The 20,179-nt window shown below is 35.2% G+C and carries 16 protein-coding genes and 1 pseudogene; 1 reads left to right on the top strand and 16 read right to left on the bottom strand.

Annotated elements, in window-relative coordinates; translation table 11 throughout:
* Window positions 1-101 precede the first annotated feature (101 nt).
* The 13 genes and pseudogenes from ftsX to flaG form a co-directional block, all read right to left on the bottom strand.
* Window positions 102-986, bottom strand: a complete 885-nt coding sequence (ftsX, locus tag G4D61_RS04285) for a permease-like cell division protein FtsX (protein ID WP_025727169.1) — start codon at window positions 984-986, stop codon at window positions 102-104.
* Window positions 976-1,662, bottom strand: coding sequence for a cell division ATP-binding protein FtsE (ftsE, locus tag G4D61_RS04280; RefSeq protein ID WP_035353100.1), 687 nt, complete (start codon window positions 1,660-1,662; stop codon window positions 976-978). Before ftsE ends, ftsX begins: the two co-directional genes overlap by 11 nt.
* Window positions 1,663-2,144: 482 nt before the next feature.
* Window positions 2,145-2,367: pseudogene (gene tnpA / locus G4D61_RS04275) on the bottom strand (IS200/IS605 family transposase); the annotation flags it as partial.
* Window positions 2,368-2,556: 189 nt separating this feature from the next.
* Window positions 2,557-2,886 carry a c-type cytochrome gene (locus G4D61_RS04270; protein WP_371316504.1) on the bottom strand — a complete coding sequence of 110 codons (330 nt, stop codon included), beginning with the start codon at window positions 2,884-2,886 and terminating at the stop codon, window positions 2,557-2,559.
* 45 nt (window positions 2,887-2,931) lie between these two features.
* A complete protein-coding gene (locus G4D61_RS04265; RefSeq protein ID WP_025727172.1) occupies window positions 2,932-3,795 on the bottom strand; it encodes a YitT family protein in 864 nt (287 codons plus the stop codon).
* A gap of 245 nt (window positions 3,796-4,040) precedes the next feature.
* Window positions 4,041-5,142, bottom strand: a protein-coding gene (gene prfB / locus G4D61_RS04260) for a peptide chain release factor 2 (RefSeq protein WP_152604237.1) whose coding sequence is annotated in 2 segments (ribosomal slippage) — window positions 4,041-5,069 and window positions 5,071-5,142 — 1,101 coding nt in all. Because the reading frame shifts where the segments join, the coding sequence is not laid out codon by codon here.
* A gap of 73 nt (window positions 5,143-5,215) precedes the next feature.
* Window positions 5,216-7,729 (bottom strand): preprotein translocase subunit SecA, encoded by a 2,514-nt coding sequence (secA, locus tag G4D61_RS04255; RefSeq protein WP_035353038.1) that lies wholly within the window; start codon window positions 7,727-7,729, stop codon window positions 5,216-5,218.
* Between the two features lie 282 nt (window positions 7,730-8,011).
* The gene (gene ggt, locus G4D61_RS04250) at window positions 8,012-9,622 is read right to left on the bottom strand and encodes a gamma-glutamyltransferase (RefSeq protein ID WP_025727175.1); all 1,611 of its coding nucleotides are present in this window, start codon (window positions 9,620-9,622) and stop codon (window positions 8,012-8,014) included.
* Between the two features lie 87 nt (window positions 9,623-9,709).
* On the bottom strand, window positions 9,710-10,273 hold the full coding sequence (gene hpf, locus G4D61_RS04245; protein WP_025727182.1) for a ribosome hibernation-promoting factor, HPF/YfiA family: 564 nt from the start codon (window positions 10,271-10,273) through the stop codon (window positions 9,710-9,712).
* Window positions 10,274-10,594: 321 nt separating this feature from the next.
* Window positions 10,595-10,939 carry a flagellar protein FliT gene (fliT, locus tag G4D61_RS04240; RefSeq protein ID WP_035353035.1) on the bottom strand — a complete coding sequence of 115 codons (345 nt, stop codon included), beginning with the start codon at window positions 10,937-10,939 and terminating at the stop codon, window positions 10,595-10,597.
* Complete coding sequence (gene fliS / locus G4D61_RS04235) at window positions 10,939-11,340, bottom strand: flagellar export chaperone FliS (protein ID WP_025727184.1); 402 nt, start codon at window positions 11,338-11,340, stop codon at window positions 10,939-10,941. The genes fliT and fliS overlap by 1 nt, the downstream gene beginning before the upstream one ends.
* A 16-nt stretch (window positions 11,341-11,356) precedes the next feature.
* Window positions 11,357-13,483: a flagellar filament capping protein FliD gene (gene fliD, locus G4D61_RS04230; RefSeq protein WP_163173311.1), complete on the bottom strand. Its 2,127-nt coding sequence runs from the start codon at window positions 13,481-13,483 to the stop codon at window positions 11,357-11,359.
* 16 nt (window positions 13,484-13,499) lie between these two features.
* The gene (gene flaG / locus G4D61_RS04225) at window positions 13,500-13,865 is read right to left on the bottom strand and encodes a flagellar protein FlaG (protein ID WP_163173309.1); all 366 of its coding nucleotides are present in this window, start codon (window positions 13,863-13,865) and stop codon (window positions 13,500-13,502) included.
* Window positions 13,866-14,028: 163 nt separating this feature from the next.
* Here flaG and ymaG point away from each other — a divergent pair, with 163 nt between their 5' ends.
* Entirely contained in the window at window positions 14,029-14,340 is a 312-nt protein-coding gene (ymaG, locus tag G4D61_RS04220; protein WP_025727187.1) for an inner spore coat protein YmaG, read from the top strand.
* Window positions 14,341-14,637: 297 nt separating this feature from the next.
* On the opposite strand, the gene G4D61_RS04215 is transcribed toward ymaG, so the two are convergent.
* From G4D61_RS04215 to G4D61_RS04205, 3 genes are all read right to left on the bottom strand, one after another.
* The gene (locus tag G4D61_RS04215) at window positions 14,638-16,101 is read right to left on the bottom strand and encodes a hypothetical protein (RefSeq protein ID WP_163173307.1); all 1,464 of its coding nucleotides are present in this window, start codon (window positions 16,099-16,101) and stop codon (window positions 14,638-14,640) included.
* Window positions 16,102-16,447: 346 nt separating this feature from the next.
* Complete coding sequence (locus G4D61_RS04210; protein WP_163173305.1) at window positions 16,448-16,768, bottom strand: hypothetical protein; 321 nt, start codon at window positions 16,766-16,768, stop codon at window positions 16,448-16,450.
* A 321-nt stretch (window positions 16,769-17,089) separates the two neighbouring features.
* Entirely contained in the window at window positions 17,090-20,158 is a 3,069-nt protein-coding gene (locus G4D61_RS04205) for a glycosyltransferase (protein WP_163173303.1), read from the bottom strand.
* Window positions 20,159-20,179: the final 21 nt, after the last annotated feature.

Here is a 20,179-nt window from a genome sequence, read left to right as displayed (position 1 = left end):
TCTATTAGAAGCTAGAGGAATGCTCGAACGAACCTCCCCTAGCAAAAATGTTAATAAATCTATTTATTTAGTTGATCCATGCTCTTCTTTCGTTTTACACATTACACCTTCAAATAGCGGCGGATCGACATCGTACTTCCCCAAACACCGATTAAGATCCCCATCAAAATAAGCAACACGTCAATTTCATATACAAACGGTGTAAAATCAAGTATTTGAATAAATTGATTTTGAAGTTTTGGAGATACTAGCTCATATAAATAGTAGTATCCGAATGAAACGATTAAAATTGGAATAATCGATCCTAAAATTCCTAACCATAATCCTTCGAGCAGGAACGGCCAGCGAATAAACCAGTTCGTCGCACCTACTAATTTCATAATCTCAATTTCTTTTCTACGAGCAAAGATTGTAATTTTAATGGTATTTGAGATTAAGAACATCGCGGTAAGCAATAAAGCAATAATCAACACTAAACCAATATTGCGGCAAATGCTTAAAATGTGGAAGAGATTTTCAACTTTCCCTTTACCATATATTGCTGACTCTACATGATCCATTTTTTCAATTTGTTTGGCAACTTTAGGAGTATCGGTAGGATTCTTCGTTTTTACAATATAAACATCATATAATGGGTTCTCTTGTTTAAATAATTTAAAATCATTCCCCATTGTTTTGATTAAATCTTTCAACTCATGTTGTTTCGAAGAATATTTAACGGATTGAACTGCATTGATGCTTTCAATTTGGCTTCGTAATTTTTCTTGGTCTGCCTTTTTCGCTGTAAGATCAATATGCACGCGGATCTCTACATCTTTTTCAATGTCATTTGCAAATTTATTCATATTCATAATAATGACAAAGAAAACACCAACGAGCAGGAGTGTGATCGTTACTGCACTGGCAGAAGCAAACATCATCCATCCATTACGAGCTAGACTTTTAAAGCTTTCGCGGAGGTGACGTATGAACGTACTAATCTTCATATCCATAACCTCCTTGTCTTTCATCACGGACAACTTTTCCGCCCTCAATAGCGATGACACGATGTTGAATAGCATTTACGATTTCACGGTTATGCGTTGCCATAACAATCGTCGTTCCCGTCTGATTTATATCATCAAGGATTTTCATAATTTCCCAAGATGTTTCTGGGTCAAGGTTTCCTGTCGGTTCATCGGCAATAACCACTTTTGGCTTATTGACAATCGATCTCGCAATAGACACCCTTTGCTGCTCACCGCCTGATAATTCTTCCGGCAGCATCCGCGCTTTTTGTGTTAAACCAACTTGACCAAGGACTTCCATTACACGTTTACGAATCTCTGCTGGATTCTTTTCAATAACTTCCATGGCAAAAGCAATATTTTCGTAAACATTTAAAGTAGGCAGCAGTTTATAATCTTGGAATACAACGCCAATTTGTCTTCGATAATAAGGAATTCTTCCATTCCTCATTTTTGAAAGGTTGACGCCATTCACGATAATCGTTCCGCTAGTTGGTCTTTCTTCCCGATAAATTAATTTAATAAAAGTAGATTTACCGGCACCACTTGGACCGACGACATAAACGAATTCTCCTTGTTTAATTTTTACATTCAATCCATTGGCAGCCATCACGCCATTTGGATACTTCTTATATACATTTTGTAGTTCTATCATGTAATCACCTAACTTTTCCTCATTCATTTTAAAAGATGAGAGACTGTGATGCACCTAAAAAAAAGATAAAACGCCATTTTTCAACAAAATTCTCACAAAAAAAAGCGAAAAATGCGTAATTTCTCGAATAAAAGTACAGATTTAATTATAACATCATGCCTATGTAGAATCATGAACAAAAATATTACAATTATATTTCAATTTCAACATATTTAGTTAAATTTTTACAAGTTTCAATCGTAAATAGTACTTAATGTACGTGAAGGGAACCATGTGAGGAATATGAAAAAATGAAGCCGGGACAAAAGTATATGAACGAAAGAACCCCCGAAATTGCCCGCCAACCCCGCTCCGGAAATATCCTTCGCTTTCCGCGGGCGGCTGGTGTGCCTCCTCGTGCTCATGCACTGCGGGGTCTCAACGATGCCTATCCTCCCGCAGGAGTCTACGTATATTTCCGGAGCTGATTTCTGCCATGTTCGTATCTTAGGTGGAATACTTACCAACATATGTACATGATCTGGCATAAAATGTCCCTCAACTATCTGGACATTCTTATATTGACAAAGCATTCGCAGTATTTCACAAATGCATCTTCTATATTTATTAATTGTAAATTATTTTTTGTCTATACTTGTGAGTAAATATAATATGGTATTTATTCATCCATTTTGGATGTGCCAAGCTATTTGCTTTATTGGCCAATATACTCACTTTCCTTTCTATAGTTAGAGGCTTGAACAATCTCTATTATAGAAGATAGTGAGTTTCTTGGTATAGCCGACTGATCCCCACCTGCGTAGCAGGTGGTTTTTTGTTTCGCACGCTTTGGTGAGCTCAACTGACTAAAGTCATAAATAAAATGGAGTGCAGTCAGTTGCACTCCATTTATCACTATTTCTTGTCAGACAGCCATTTTGCTACTTTCTTGGCATCGTCGCCTTTAATTAGCCCTCCTGGCATACCGCCTTTATCACCAGATTTTCCTTTTTCAATGATCGTTAAAATTTCTTTCTCACTTAAATCTGAGCCAGCATGTTTTAGACTTGGCCCTACATTTCCTTCGAGATTTTGCCCATGGCAGCTTGAACATTTCTGATTGAAGATTGTTTCAGCATCGCCAGCACTTGTTGAATTATTGCCATTATTACTCGAACCATTCCCACAGGCAGAAAGATTGATGGTAAGAAAAATTCCTATCATCGCACTGAGACATTTCTTCACTCTTTATACCTCCATTTTTCATAGAGTTATTTGTTATTATAGCCATTACGGAGTGTTGAAACCTTCTCCAAGCACTTCGGCAGCATCCATTACAATAACAAAGGCATTTCCATCAATTGTTTTGACAAGCTGCTTCAGTTTTGTAAATTCAGATTGATCAATGACACACATTAGTATTGGCTTTTCTTGTTCTGTAAATCCGCCAAAAGCTTGTAATTTCGTAACACCACGGTCGATGTTGTGCAAAATTTCTTCGCGGATTGCTGCATGTTTATCAGAAATGATTAGAACGTTTTTCGAACGATTAAATCCTACTTGAACAAAATCAATTGTTTTACTCGTAACAAATAAAGCGATAATAGCGTATAATCCCTTTTCAATATCAAATACAATTGCAGCTGATAACACAACAAGACCGTCAATCACTGCGACACATTTGCCTAATGAGAGACCTGTGAATTTATGAATGATTTGCGCAGCTAAATCCGTTCCACCAGTAGAAGCTTGTCCTAGAAAGACAATCCCTAGCCCTAAGCCAACGCCAATGCCGCCAAAGATAGATGCAAGTAGAGGATTATGCGTCCATGGCTGCCAATGCTCCGTCAAAATAACGACAAACGGTAAAAAGAACGTCCCGATTAACGTTTTTATCGCAAATTGATAACCTAAAAAGATTAAACCAGCGATAAAGAGCGGGATATTTAAAGCCCATTGCACATATGCTGGTTTCCAGCCAAATAACCCGTGAAGAATTGTACTAATACCACTGACCCCTCCAGAGGCAACTTGATTTGGCAAAAGAAACACATTAAATGAAATAGCGATAATCGTAGAGCCGATTAAAATATAAACCAGTTCCAGCAGTTTTGAATGTAATTGATTTGTTTGCCGATTTCTTTTCTTCTTCATAGTTCACCCTCACATTGAAAACGTAAGCGCCTCATTCTTCCAGAAAATCAGATCTATTTGCTTAATTTAGTAGAACTTAATTTTCCAAAGCGATGACGTCTCATACGAATGTATTTTTACGCATAAAAAAACTATCTCTATAAGTGCTAGGCACCTGCAATCGCCATATACGAGAAAAGATGTTTAAATCATCATATGGTGATAGTTGGTGCCAAACCGGCACTTATGAGATAGGCTCAAATTCATTAAGAAATTTTCGAACGTAAATACGCGTCGATGAACATATCGATGTCACCGTCCATGACTGCCTGCGTATTTCCTGTTTCAGCATTTGTCCGATGGTCTTTTACCATGGAGTACGGATGGAATACATATGAACGAATTTGGCTACCCCAGCCAATTTCTTTTTGTTCACCGCGTATTTCAGCCAATGCCTTTTCTTGTTCTTCTAATTCTTTTTGGTACAATTTCGCCTTCAACATTTTCATTGCGTGTTCACGGTTTTGAATTTGCGAACGTTCAGATTGACAAGAAACAACGATACCTGTTGGAATATGTGTGATACGTACAGCAGATTCTGTTTTGTTAATATGCTGACCACCAGCACCGCTTGCACGATACGTATCAATTCGTAAATCTTCCGTTCGGATTTCGATTTCAATATCATCATCAAATTCAGGCATGACATCACAAGAAACGAAGGATGTGTGCCGGCGTCCGGAAGCATCGAAAGGAGAGATACGAACGAGGCGATGAACCCCTTTTTCCGCCTTCAAATAACCATATGCATTATGTCCTTTAAACAGCAATGTCACACTTTTAATCCCTGCTTCATCTCCAGGAAGATAGTCCAACGTTTCAACCTTGAACCCCTTCTTTTCACCCCATCGTGTATACATGCGAAGAAGCATAGAACCCCAGTCTTGTGACTCCGTACCGCCAGCACCTGGATGAAGCTCTAAAATTGCATTATTTGCATCATATGGACCATTTAATAATAATTGAAGTTCATATTCATTTAGTTTTTCAACAAATTCATGCAGTTCTGCTTCTAATTCTTGCTGTAACTCTGGATCATTTTCTTCTTTAATCAATTCATAAGTTAACTCCAGGTTTTCCTGTGACTCAATAAGATCGTGATAAACGTTCACAAGCTCTTTTAAGCCATTTGCCTCATTAATTACTTTTTGCGCTCCTTGCTGATCATCCCAAAAATGTGGGTCCAGCATCATTTCGTCTAATTCCGCAATACGAGTCTCTTTTGTTTCTAATTCAAAGAGACCCCCTAAAGTCCGCCAATTTCTTGGCTGTATTTTCAAGCTCTAATCGAATTTCTGATAATTCCATTTAAGATCACCTCATATAAATTTCATAAAGAAATCTGACCATCACAACAATGTGATGTCAGACTTCAAACTACTTATTCCATTTTACCGTGGCAGTTTTTATATTTTTTCCCGCTTCCGCATGGACAGAGCGCATTTCTTCCAACTTGCGCTTTTCTGCGAACAGGTCTTTTCTTAATCTTTTCGCCTTCCTCGATTGGAACGACTGCCTGTCCTTTTGCCACTTCTTCTCTTTCAAGATTTTCTTGAATTTCAGCTTTCATAATATATTTCGCTGTATCTTCTTCGATCGCAGCAATCATTTGTTCAAACATTGCGAAGCCTTCAGATTGATATTCACGCAATGGATCAATTTGACCATATGCACGTAAATGAATCCCTTGGCGAAGATGATCCATCGCATCAATATGATCAATCCACTTCGAATCAACTGAACGAAGTAAAATCACCTTTTCGAATTCGCGCATGTTTTCTTGTCCAAATGCTTCTTCTTTTTCATTGTAACGCAGTTTTACTTTTGTAAAAATAAGGTCAACCATCTCTTCTGGGTCTTTACCGCGAAGATCGCTTAATGTAATATCCCCTTCAGGTAACAGATTCGCATGAACATAATCAACAATCCCTTGAAGATTCCATTCTTCTTCATCTTCATGTTCAGGGGCATTGAGACCAACTGTTCTTTGAATAACGGATTTGATCATATTTTCAACAATTTCACGCAAGTTTTCAGAAGTTAATACTTCGTTCCGTTGATTGTAAATGATTTCACGTTGTTGTCTCAACACATCATCGTATTGCAATAATTGTTTACGCGCATCAAAGTTGTTTCCTTCGACACGTTTTTGTGCAGACTCAACAGCCTTTGATACCATTTTACTTTGAATCGGCTGATTATCGTCCATGCCGAGTCTTTCCATCATACTCTTCATATTATCTGAACCGAAACGACGCATTAATTCGTCTTCCATTGATAAATAAAATTGGGTAATACCAGGATCTCCTTGACGTCCGGAACGTCCACGGAGCTGATTATCAATACGTCTTGATTCATGACGCTCCGTACCAATTACAGCTAAACCGCCAAGTTGGACGACGCCTTCGCCCAATTTAATATCTGTACCACGACCTGCCATGTTTGTTGCGATCGTAACCGCCCCGCGCTGACCAGCTTGAGCAATAATTTCAGCTTCACGCTCATGGTTTTTCGCATTTAAAACATTATGCGGTACACCTTTCTTTTTCAACATTGCAGAAATTAATTCTGATGTTTCAATTGCAACGGTACCAACAAGCACTGGTTGTCCGAGATCATAACGTTGTTTAATGTCTTCAACAACGGCCTTGAACTTTCCTTCCATCGTTGTGTAAATGAGATCTGGCCTGTCATCACGAACAATTGGACGGTTCGTCGGAATGACAACAACCTTCATATTATAGATGTTGCGGAACTCTTCCTCTTCCGTTTTCGCTGTCCCAGTCATCCCGGCAAGTTTCTCATACATACGGAAATAGTTTTGGAAAGTGATTGTTGCCATCGTCATACTTTCATTTTGAATTTCAACAGCCTCTTTCGCTTCAATTGCTTGGTGCAATCCTTCGCTGAAACGACGGCCCTTCATTAAACGACCTGTGAATTGGTCTACAATGACAATTTCACCATCTTGCACGACATAATCAACATCACGATGCATACTTACGATTGCTTTTAATGCTTGGTTAATATGATGGTTGATCGTTACATTGTTAATATCAAATAAGTTTTTCAAGCCGAAATATTTTTCTGCCTTTGTAATTCCTTCTTCAGTAAGCAGTACACTTTTCGTTTTTTCATCATAAGTGTAATCTGTTTCTTTATTTAAAGTACGAACAAAGGCATTTGCTTGCGTATATAGCTTCGTTGATTTTTCAGCCTGTCCAGAAATGATTAAAGGGGTACGGGCTTCATCAATTAAAATCGAGTCAACTTCATCGATGACAGCAAAGTGAAGAGGCCGCTGAACCTTTTGTTCCAAATAAACAACCATATTGTCACGAAGATAGTCGAAACCAAATTCGTTATTTGTTCCATATGTGATGTCTGCAGCATATGCTTGCTGTTTTTCTTCACTTGACATACTGTTTAAATTTAGTCCAACTGTTAAGCCAAGAAATTGATAAAGTTCCCCCATCTCACTGGCATCACGGCTAGCTAAATATTCATTGACAGTAACAACGTGAACACCTTTGCCTGATAATGCATTTAAATAAACAGGCATCGTTGCTGTTAATGTTTTACCTTCACCGGTTTTCATCTCCGCAATATTACCTTCATGAAGCGTAATCCCACCCATTAATTGCACATGATAAGGGTAAAGACCGAGCACCCGCTTTGCTCCTTCGCGCACAACAGCGAAAGCTTCAACTAATAAATCATCTAATGTTTCACCATTTTGATAGCGTTGCTTAAATTCTTCTGTTTTTTGACGTAATTGATCGTCTGAGAGCTTTTCCATATCAGCTGCTAAACTTTCGATCTGATTGGCTTTTTTCTCAAGACGCTTGATTTCACGTTTGTTGGCATCAAACACTTTATCTAAAAATGCTACCATTCAAAAACGCTCCTTTATGATCAAATAGGAGAGTACAAATCCAATCTCCTCATGATGATGTTAAATTGATAAACGAAACTTACGAGAGTGTTAGAACATCATCCACTACAATTATATAACTTCCTCTGTAAATTTCTATTTTACCATATTATAGAGAAATTTCGTATTTTTAAGCTACATGCTAAAAAATACACCTTTTTTCATTTTAACACTGAAAATCCCTATATACAACAGGTGCCTGACCCCTTTAATGCCTTGAAGCATTAAAGGGGTCAGGCACCTTTACCATGCTGCGATTGTTCCATCTGTCCGCGATTCTGTTCCTCCCATTAAAACACCTGTATCAGGATTCCTCCAAATGATTTGCCCACGTCCAAAATGGCCGCTGTCGTTTGCAATTTCAATTTGATGACCCTTGCGAATAAGTGCTTGCACCAAATGGTTTGGAAATGAGGGTTCAACTAATATTTTTTTCCCTTCTATCCACTGCCACCGAGGAGCGTCTAGAGCTTGCTGTGGATGAAGATGAAAGTCAATCGTATTCATAATGACTTGCAAATGACCTTGCGGCTGCATATATCCGCCCATCACTCCAAAAGGCCCTACAGCCTGACCATCTTTTGTTAGAAATCCAGGAATAATTGTGTGATAAGTTTTTTTCCCAGGCTTTAAGGCATTTGCATGAGTAGGATCTAAAGAAAAATCATGACCACGGTTTTGTAAAGCAATGCCTGTTCCAGGTATGACAACTCCTGAACCGAATCCCATGTAGTTACTTTGAATATAAGATACCATGTTCCCGTAGCGATCAGCGGCTGCTAAATAGACTGTTCCGCTTTTTGTAAACTCAGAAGGCTTCGGAAAGATCGCTTCATCTTGGATGAAAGCACGTCGTTTTTGAGCATACTCTTCTGACAATAAATCTTTCACTTCTGCCGCCATTTCGTTGCCATCAGTAATATATACTTTTCCATCTGTGAAAGCGAGCTTCATTGCTTCCATTTGTTTATGATATGTATCAACGCAGTCTTTTTCACTGAATTGGAAGCCGCCTACAATATTCAATGCCATCAAAGCAATTAATCCTTGCCCATTTGGAGGGATCTCCCAAACATCGTAACCTCGGTAATTCGTTGAAATCGGCTCAACCCATTCTGGATAGTATGAGGCCAAATCCTCTTTTGATAAAAAGCCACCAAATTTTTGTACATGATCACTAATATTCGCTGCCAGATTACCTCTATAAAAACTTTCAGCTCTTGTTTTAGCAATTTCCTTTAGCGTATCCGCATGGCCTTGCGATTTCCATACATCACCTATTTCAGGAACTTTATGATTGGGGGCAAATGTATCAAACCACGGCTGGAAAACTTCCTCTTGAAACATTTCTGTAAAGCGATGATATGCCATTTTCCAATACTTCCCTAATGTTGGAGTTAACGGATAGCCTTCTTCAGCATAGCGAATAGCAGGCGCTAATACTTCTGTAAAAGGAAGTTCGCCAAATTTTTCCGAGAGCGCTGCCCATGCCGATGGTGCACCTGGAACAGTAATCGGAATCACGCCATGAGTCGGCATATTTTCATAGCCCATTGCTTTCACCGAATCAATGGAGATCGATTGAGGAGCGGGACCACTTGCATTTAAGCCATGTAATGTTCCATTTGTCCAAACAAGTGCAAATGCATCTCCACCAATTCCGTTTGAGGTAGGTTCCACAACCGTTAAAGCGGCAGCCGTCGCAATCGCCGCATCAATTGCATTTCCACCTTTTTGTAGCATTTCCAGCCCTGCCTGTGCTGCCAGTGGCTGTGATGTCGCCACCATGCCATTTTTAGCAAATACAGTATTTCTTGTTGACGAATAAGGATGATACAAAAAATCTGGTTTCATTTTCTTCACTCTCCTAAAGGGGTCAGCGATCACTCACCTTATTAAAACACCCGCGATATAATTCGTTATCGCGGGTGTTGTTCAACTTTATTTTGTTTCAATAAGCCCATATTTTCCGTCTTTACGTTTATAGACAATATTGGTATGGTTGGTTTCTGCATCTGTATAAATGAAGAAGTTATGGCCAAGTAAGTTCATTTGCAAAACCGCTTCCTCACTATCCATCGGTTTTAAATTAAAATGTTTGGTCCGCACAATTGGCAGCTCTGCATCATCCTTATCGGTTTCAGCTTCAGCTTCAAGATTAACAGCAACTGGTTTGAAGAATTCCTTTGTTGTTCCTTTTTCACGCATTTTACGATTTACTTTTGTTTTATGTTTACGGATTTGCCGTTCAAGCTTATCGACAATTAAATCAATGGCTGCATACATATCTTCATGTACTTCTTCTGCACGAAGCACTAATTGTGGTAAAGGAATGGTAACTTCCACTTTCGCTGTTTTATCTTGGTTGACTTTCAAATTCACATGAACATCAGTGTTTAACGTTTCAAGAAAATAACGGTCAAGTTTGCTAATTTTCTTTTCAACGTAATCTCGTAGAGCTGGAGTAACCTCAATGTTTTCACCGCGAATGTTGTAGTTCATCATGTGGACCCCTCCTAAATCTCCTTACAAAGCCGTTTGGAACCTTTCATCTAAAAATCCTAAACGAATTGTGTAAGTATTCAAATAATCTTACACTTATATAATTACACACAGCTTGTCTAAATTCCTGCTTTTTTGGCGAAATTTTTTTACGAAATTGTGAAAAGCAAAAAAAAGCTGGGACAAAGGTTTATTAACTAAAGCCCCTCCAAACATTACACTCCAACCCATCTCTGGAAATATACTTCGCTTTTCGGAGATGATTTGTGCAATGTTCATCTTTAGCTAACCATTTTTTGAGTTTTGTCCTAGCCTTTTTCTATTTTATCTGCGCCGATCGTAAAATCTGCCGTCATGTAACTGTAAAGATGTATACGGATTAATGTATTGTTTCATATTCGTCCGTTTTTTCACGACTGTTTTCATATCTTGCTGAATCTCAATTTTAACCTGTTGTAACAATGGTTTTAATGTTTGATCGAGATCTACGATTTTCTTTCCAACCATTTGATCATCATCAGTAAAAGGCGGTTGAATATGTGCAAGATGTCTTTCACGCTTCGCAAGCAACTCTTTAACATGTGAAATCAATTCTACTCTTTCAATCTTTTGATCGAAAAGCGCCAATAGCTCCTCTGTTAGTTGTAAGTAGTTTTCAAGATGATTCATTATGCTTTGCCGCCTTGAGCATACGATTGCTTACGGTTTAATTGAATAACTTCCTTCCATGTATCACGGAAGCCAGTAACTAATTCCTCAACATCGTTTAATTTTTTTATATCATTTTTTAAATTTGCCGCAATTAACTCCTGCAACATAAAATCATAAAGACGCATCATATTTTCAGCCCCATCAAATTTCGGTTCTAATGTTACCATCAATTCGCGAATGATATTTTGAGCTTTTATTAAGTTTTTATGTTTTTCTTCAATATTATTTTGTTCAATCGCTTGTTTAGCAAGATGAATAAACTTTAAGCAGCCGTTATAAAGCATCAGTGTTAATTCACCTGGAGACGCTGTTGTTACAGAATTATTTTGATACGCTTGATATGGATTTTTCGTTGCCATTACTTTTTCTCTCCTTTTAACTAAAATAACTCGCTAAAGAAGTCGCCTGATTATTATATTGCTGAATTGCCTGTTCCATTGCGTCAAATTGCGCATAATATTTATTTTCAAGATCATCTAATTTATCATTCATATCATCTATTTGTTTTGAAATCTGATCCAAATCTTTACCAATTGAAAATTGACTATTTACTGAAGCTGAGGTTCCGGCTTTATCAACAATTGTATTATACGTGTTGTTGACACTATCATATAACCTTTGAACAATCCCTTCTTCTGAAGTACTACTTCCAGTACCACGAAATAAGTTTTCAACTGAATCAGGATCATTTTCAATTGCTGCCCTCAATTTATCTTCATCAATTTCCAACTTACCACCTTGTGTATAATCAGGAGAAGTCGTAATACCAATACTCGATAATTGATTGTAAGCGGATGATACATTAGCATTTTGAACAGGCATATAAATTAATGAACGCATATTTGAAAGTGCACTTGTTAAGGTTAAATCTCCTTTTAACAAACCGCTTTTCGCTTTTTCATCCCATTCATCTTGCTGATTATCCGTCATTTGTGAACGCTGATCATCTGTTAGTGGCGGATAATCTGTATAGCGTTCTTCATTCAATTTAGATTGAACAGTACTAATCAAGTCATTATATTGATCGACAAAGTTTTTAATATTATTAAAGATTGTATCAGTATCATTGTTCACTGAGATTGTCACTGGTGAACTTGGATTGCTCTCTGTATTAAATGTATTTTTTAACGTATAAGTAACGCCGTTAATTGTAAATGAATTAGACGTTCTTTCAGTTGTTAATCCATTGATCGTAAATTTTGCATTTTCTCCGCCTGATTCTGTACTATCGCCAAACCCTAATGTGTCTGATAGGAAATTATAAGATGAACTATCAGTCTTCTCAGGTATAATAATTTCTTCCCCAGATTTATTAAAATCTCCAGACTCTTTTCGTGTTAGCGACATTTTTCCGGTAGCATCATCATAAAACATCGTGACACCTATGTTTGAGTTATTAACATCATTAATTACGTCGTTTAATGAATCACTAGCTTGGACAAAAAAAGTATGATCTACTTCACCATCACTATTGTAAGCACCCATGCTAAACGTAGTATATTTTTGCTGATAAGTAACAGAAACATTTAATGGTGTACTATCAGATACAGGATTTTCAGTATAGAACGTATCATTTAACTGAATGGTCCCATTATCACCATTAATTGTTCCAACAATGATTGAGGAATCAGCGGTATCATATAAGTTTCCCGAATCATCTAATTGATACGTATGATCACCAACTGTCATGCTAAATGTATCTGTCGTATCAGTTGCGAGCCCCTTTCGGCTTAACTGAATCGTTTTTGTATCAGTTGAAGCAAGCGTTACATTTTGTGTCGCTGTTTCTGATGCATACTCAACACTTACACTTGTCCCACTTGATATCGCGGATTTAAATTGTAATGTCCCTGTTGTTCCATCTGATGATTGAGTAAAAAGAACTGTGTTATCATCAAGTTGGCTAGGATCCGATACAACATCACTTGTAACGACTTTATATGTTTTCCCATTTACTTTGACATTCATTGAGACATTGCCACTATCATCTGCAAGTGGAGTTCCTGCTAAATTTAAAGAAAGTGAGTTTGTTCCTGTTGCTGTTACATTAGTCGATGTAATCGCGCCTTTACTCCAATTAATATTCGCTGCAAAGTTTGAGCTTTGATTCAATAACGTATCTGTGACATCAATTCCTGGATTGGTTGCGTCACTAGCTACCGAATTATTTGTGACTCTTGTTGCTGTTGTCGCTAATTGCGTAACACTTTGTATCGTTGTTGATGATAATGAGGCCACATTTGTTGCCGTTGCAGTTACTAAACTTTCATTAGATGAAGTTGTTGTTCTTGCTCTATACTGCGCTGTTAACTTCATTTGAGTTAGAGATGAACGAAAGTCATAAAATTTTTGATTTAATGTACGGTAGTCGTCGCGCTGCCATTCAAGTATTTGTTGTTTTTGCTGCAGTTTAATAAGCGGCTGTTTGGCGGCATCCATCATTGATTTAACCATGGAATCAATGTCCATCCCACTTGCCAAGCCTACAATTCTTTGCACCATTTTATATCCCTTCCTTTCAAGCCTTTGTATTAACTAATAATCCGAGATGACCCATCATATCCGCATATGTATCTAACAATGTTTTCGGTGGAATTTCTTTAATCACTTCATTTGTTTGATCATCAATAATCGCTACATAATATTTTTGCAGTTTTTCATGAAACTGGAATTTCAAATGGGTATTTGCCCCTACTAATGATTGATTTAAATCATCAACGACCCTTTTTACTTTTTCTTCCGAAATATGTTCATCGCTATCTTTATATTGATCTACATTACTGTTCGTTTGTGATTGAAGCGGTTCTGTTGCACTAACATTAGAAGCTTGATCTTGAACCGGCACAGTTGATGGAGAATATTGCCACTGCAGCGGATCAATCATTTATGAACTCCCCTTTTTTCATATTCTATTATTAGTATCGGTTGATTCTCCGAAAGCTTTAGCGGAAAAATTTTAATGAAACAGGCATATACCTATACCAATTGTAGGCCGAAGCATACACTTTTATAGAATTATTTATAAATTTTGAGGAGGCAACGACAATATGAATCAAGTTTATCAAGAAGGGCCCTATTATGATGTGAATGAATATTATGGAGATGAAAGACAACCAATTGGATTTGGAAGGCCTTTTGGCTTCGGTAGACCATTCGGATTCGGTAGACCATTCGGATTTGGCAGACCATTCGGGTTTGGCAGACCATTCGGATTTGGCAGACCATTCGGATTTGGATTTGGCGGTCCGTTCTTAGGAGGGCTGGTTGGTGGGCTTGCTACTTCAGCCTTGCTTGGACCTGCTTTATATGGTGGTTATCCTTACGGGTATGGGTATGGATTACCTGGATATTATTGGTAAATAAAAGAAAGACATCGGTGTAAAACTGATGTCTTTTTCATTCTACCAGTAGAGCAGAGATTCCACAAAGTAATAATCTCTCCTTTTTAATATTCAATCCTTAAAATGCTGGATAATTTGACGTGTTCTTCTTAACAATTTACTCTAAATTAGAATACACTTAGAAAAAGAATTATCTGCTATTCAAAAAAACTTATTTTGAAGGAAACTATCCATATAAATCAGTGCTCACTTATCCATCATAACGAGCGGATTGCGATGTAATAAAAAATTCAGGCACTGTATCACAAATTTCTTTTAAAACTCCAACTCATGAACCAAAATTTCCGCAAGCTTCCTTGCACCTAGATCATTTAGGTGATCATAATCCGCAAAATCAGTGTTTTCAAAGGCATCTGAATTAAATAAGTCTATCAATTTGAAATGATAGTTTGCCTTAAGTGGCTCCATACAAGCGTAGAAGTCGGAAATTAAACATGGATTAATGCTGTTTCGATAAAATTCTGTTACAGGAGGTACATATAGAAGAATTTTTATTCCATAGTTATTCATTTCCTTTAAGAAATCAGCAAACAATTTTTGATTCTCTTTAACAGTAGAAGTATATTTAAAAAACTTATTATGGCTCTCAGCTCTTTCTAATGCCTTCTCACGATTGGTTACATCATCATGTTTAAGAACTTCGCTGTCCTCACGCGGATAAGGAAAATAATGTGAATCTGCCAAATTATTTTTGATAATATCAATATATTGACCTGCCCATGTTTCAAATGAAAAAAGACTTTTTTTAAGAGGGGTAATAGATGTTAGAAAAGTCTGTGTTTCTCCAATTGGGTCTCCTGAAAAATTGTGTTTATCCTTAAACACAGGATAATTCACTTCAGTTACACGTTTATATTGATAAATAGAAGTTGAAAGAGATAAATCGTATCCCCAAAAATAATAGGCAAATGAAATTATACAGTGCGTAATATTCGGATTATAAGTAAGCGCAGTACGAATTGTTTTTAATGTGTAGTATAGATCCTGTGCATCTATTGCAACATTTCGTGCAGGTAATGGCATTTGCTCTTCGAATAATCCACACATTGTATAGGAGGAACCTGCAAGCAAAAGTCTAATATCTGATCTTTTTTTTAAACTCTCTAATTTTGCTTCAAGGTAAAGTCTATCACGCATGTAATAATCAAGATTTTTCAAATCAGAAATTATGACATTCATTGAGTCCATAATTTCTTCTAGTAGAAAACAAAAATTTGCATAAGCTGTATCATTTTTCGATAATTGACCAGAATGAATTAATACAGAAAAGTCCGACTTACTTTCCTGAAACTGAAGAATAGATACCGGTATTTTTGTATTGCTAGGTAAGCTCGTAATAGAGTGCACATATTTACCATTAATCGGTAGATCCCCAATTGTACAGTTATATAAATAAATATGAAATCGAACATCCTTAAATTGCAAAAGTTCGAATTGCTCAAGAAGAGAAAGGAGCTTACGCCTTTTATTATCCATTGATTTACTTATTGGAACGATAGGAACGCTTTTAAAAGTAGCAAGCAACTGGATTACATAGTTAAAAAGAGCCATAAAATGCACATCATTGTGATACAAGGGATGCAATTTGATACATATTTTTGCAACAACAGGTACAAGTTTAACGAACTCAGCATCTTTCATTGCATTATCCGATAATACATTGTGTATTTTGTCTATCATTATGACTGCTGAGACTGTTTCTTTTTTTGTAATTTTCATTTCTTACCTCCCGTATTAAGGGCTTCCCTTTAACTATTTTTTCATTTTCTATCTAAATAGAAAATGTGCTTTTTTATCGTCTGTTAGTTATGTCTTTGTTTGTCAATTAATTTATTATGAAAAATTTGCTAGAGTTTATAAAAAACTTGTTTTATATTAACTATAAAACAATAGTGAACTAGTAAGGTTAGTCATATTTTCTTTCATTTAAATTCATTAACTCAACTAGTATATCTCCGTAAATATTCACAAAAGAAAAGGACTTTCATAAATACATTAGAAAGTCCTCCCAGATAAGCATATATTAAAATACTTAATTCTAAAGGATGAAAAAAAGATGAAATCATTAAATACCAAATACTTGTTGCCTAATACTTCGTAATAAATAATTTTCTTGATTTTGTCGTGCTTCTTCATCCATCAATTTCAGAATTTCAATTGCCGCCCTTTTTCCTGAAAATCCATCTGTAAGTTGATATACTTTATTAATTATGTTTTCAACCCGCTCATTTTGCTTATTAAATAGTTCAATATTATTTAAATAATTACGAATATCTGATCCCTTACTTAAATTAATAATATTATCTCTAATAAGTTTTTCTCCAGAATTATCATTAATTGGAAAGCTTCTTTCTGGATTTAGCAATAATATATTTTTCTTTGCCAACATTGCCTCAAAAATCATACTGATATTATCAGTAATTACAAAGTCAGAAAGTTTAAAAAGTGCAAATAAATCATTTTGATCTTTAGTTACATTACATTATACATTGGAACTATAACACTTACTTTTACGTTTCCTTTCACCAAGATTAAACATTCCTTTAAGCGATTATTTTTCGTCACTCATTTTGCGGCAATATGAACCTTCTGAATATCTTACATTTATTATAAACACCAGAAGGTTCCCTTGAGTTATGTTGTTCTTTAAAATAAGTTCAATGACTATGAAATTTTAGATTCTTTTAAGAAAAAGCTTATATATAATCTAGATTCCAAAAACTCTCCTTCTAAGACTATATAAAAATTTATTTTCTTCAGTTGCTGACTGTTCCTGATTCAAAAGGCGAATAATTTCATCTGCAGCTCTACTTCCAGAATTACCATCTCTAAAATGATACATATTTGAAACTATGCTAGATAATTTATCTTTTTGACGTTTAAAAATACTTTCATTTTCTAGATATCTTCTAAGATCATAACCTTTATCTAAATTTATGATTGTCTCTCTAATTTTTATCTCATTACCCATATCTTTATGAGACGTATTGTAATTTGTATTTAATAACAATATATTTTTTTCTGCTAAGATGGCATCAAATATAATTCCACTATTATCTGTAATAACAAAGTCGGATATTGCAAAAAGAGAAAGTAGATCACTAGGGTCACTAGTTATATTTTTAAAACTACTCATTATCATTTCGCGACGATATGTTTCACTCTCTCTATATGCTGTACCATGATGCATTTTTATAATGATATTATAGTCATCATTTAAAGCCTTAACATCGTCAATCCAATCATCAATTGAACTTAAATGACCATAAGTTGGTGCATATAAAATAGTTTTCTTATTTTCATCGATTAGTAATTTTTCTTTAGTTCTCTCAATATCAAATTCTTTTCTAAACCATTTATCGAATTTTGGATTACCAATAATTACACTATTATCATCGATATTTAATTTTCTGTAATCATAATTTCCGTAACATAGAATTTTGTCATAGAAAACATTCCACCAAGAAAAATTCCAATTATCTTTAGCTAATCCGTACATAACTCTAACATGTTTATTTGCTATCTCATTCAAATGTACGGAATAATAACAGCTTACCATGCAATCATATTTAAATTGACTTTCTTTTACCATAGAAACAGCAAAAGCTTCAATATCATTTCTATCTAAGCTTTGAATAAAGGACATTAAATCATCATACATATAGCTTGTTTCAGATTGTTCTTGAAAATAGTCATTAATTACAAGGTGACAATTAACACCTTTATTTAATAATTCATTAATAATTGATTCATATACATAATAATGAAAAGTAGTTTCCAAGAAAAAGCCGACCGTCAATTGATTAGAATTACCTTTGTTACCTTGTGATTGCTGTTGAACTAAATTATATAATAATCCTAAACTTTGACTACCTGGATAGTGTGAAAAAGCATTGTTAACAATTTCATTAATATTCCAACCATCAGTTTTTGCAAAGTAACCGTCCAATTTCAGTGCATATTCAAAAATTCTAAAATCAGTATATCCAATCTCTATTGATTCTGTAATAAGATCCTTGGCAACTAAGAAATTGCCATTGCTACTATGGTACTCAATTAAATTCACAAATGTTTGTTCTTCATAGTAGGTATTCTTAATCTTACTATATATTTGAACAGCCTCGTTTTTAAAATTATATTGGTACAATAAATGCCCCACAGGTTGATAAATTGCAGGAAATGCATCTATTTTTTGAGCAAGTACTGTAAACCATTTTATATTTTTAACTTGCAAAGTTCTTTCAACAAGCTCTAGCAGATCATTTTTAATAATTTTACTCGGTTTTTGACTATTAAATAAAAAGTTTAATAACTGCTTTTTCTCCTCATCATTTATCAAACTTATTAATAAGCTAGCTATTCTATCAGAATCATTGGTTGTTAAACTATATAAAACAAGATCATAAAAATCTAAACATCCTTTATTGATTAACAAGTTCAAATTATTGATCGTATCTGTTTTGAAAAATTCATCCATCATTGAATAATTTCCTTGCACAAGCTGTAATTTCATAGCAAATCCATGGTGAATTAGTCCATCATTTTTCAATTTTTGAATATATTGATTAGCTAGATCAAATTGTGATAAAGATATAAAAAGTTTAATAAACTTACATAATTCATTTTCATTTGTTATAAACTCATTATTTTGAATGAAAGATTCTACCTCAGCCAAACTACAGTTATTTGTTAATATCTCAATTAAATTGAAAAGAGAAACATTACAAAATTTATTTTTACTTAGTGCCTTTGCAAAGTGATAAACTGCCTTATCATTATCATTTTTGTGTTTATATATCAATCCAAGCATCTGATGTGGTCGATACTCTAAAAAATCAACACTAGTAATACAGTATTGATATTTATCTTTATTTTCGATTACTTCCTCTAACACAACTGCTGCGTCGTCGAAACGATGTTGATCAAAATATACTTTAGCTCTAAAAAATTTAAAATCTGGTGAAGTCGGATAAAGTAATTCTGCATCGCCAATAACATGAAGCGCATCTAAATACCTATGTAGATCACATAAGCAATTAATAATTTGAACAATCGCAAAGGCTACCCAACTATATCGAATATCTGGTTTATTCTTATAAGCATTGATATATGACTCCAATGCTTTCTCCACGTTTCCTACAGAACGATATTCATTTCCTAAATTAAAATAGTCAAATGCACTATTTCCAGATGTCTTAATTTCTTTATCGATTAATTTAGAGTTTCTTTCATTTTTCTGCTTACTCTTAATTACTCCAACTAGATAACCTGAGTGATAAAGAACCAAAGATGAAACATCTGTCTTTAACTCACCTTCTTTTTTCGAAACTTGCTCATGTATTGCTCTATAATATCCAATCGTCTCATCATTTCTATATAATCGAATACTAACATTTTGAACAATAGATTCCCCAGAATATCCGGTAAAATTATAAATTTTCACTTCATATGCGTCAATATCTTTATCCTTTGTTTTAAGCTCATGAATCGCAGTTTTAAGGTTTTCTGAATCACAATATTCATCTGCATCCAATACAAGAATCCATTCTCCAGTTGCCTTTGATTGTGCAAAGTTTCTTGCATCTGCAAAACTATCCGTCCATTTAAAATCATATATTTTATCAGTATAATTTGAAGCAATTTCTTTTGTTGAATCTGTTGAACCAGTATCAACTATTACAATTTCATCAACATTCTCCTTAACAGACTCTAAGCAACGGCCTAATACTTTTTCTTCATTTTTTACTATCATGCATAAAGAAACAAATGGTTTCATAATATCCCTCATTAAATACGT

It is taken from the genome of Heyndrickxia ginsengihumi (genome assembly GCF_011008565.1).
GTDB lineage: Bacteria > Bacillota > Bacilli > Bacillales > Bacillaceae_C > Weizmannia > Weizmannia ginsengihumi.
The sequence above is the reverse complement of the archived record's forward strand: the minus strand, read 5'-3'. Positions and strand labels throughout refer to the sequence as shown.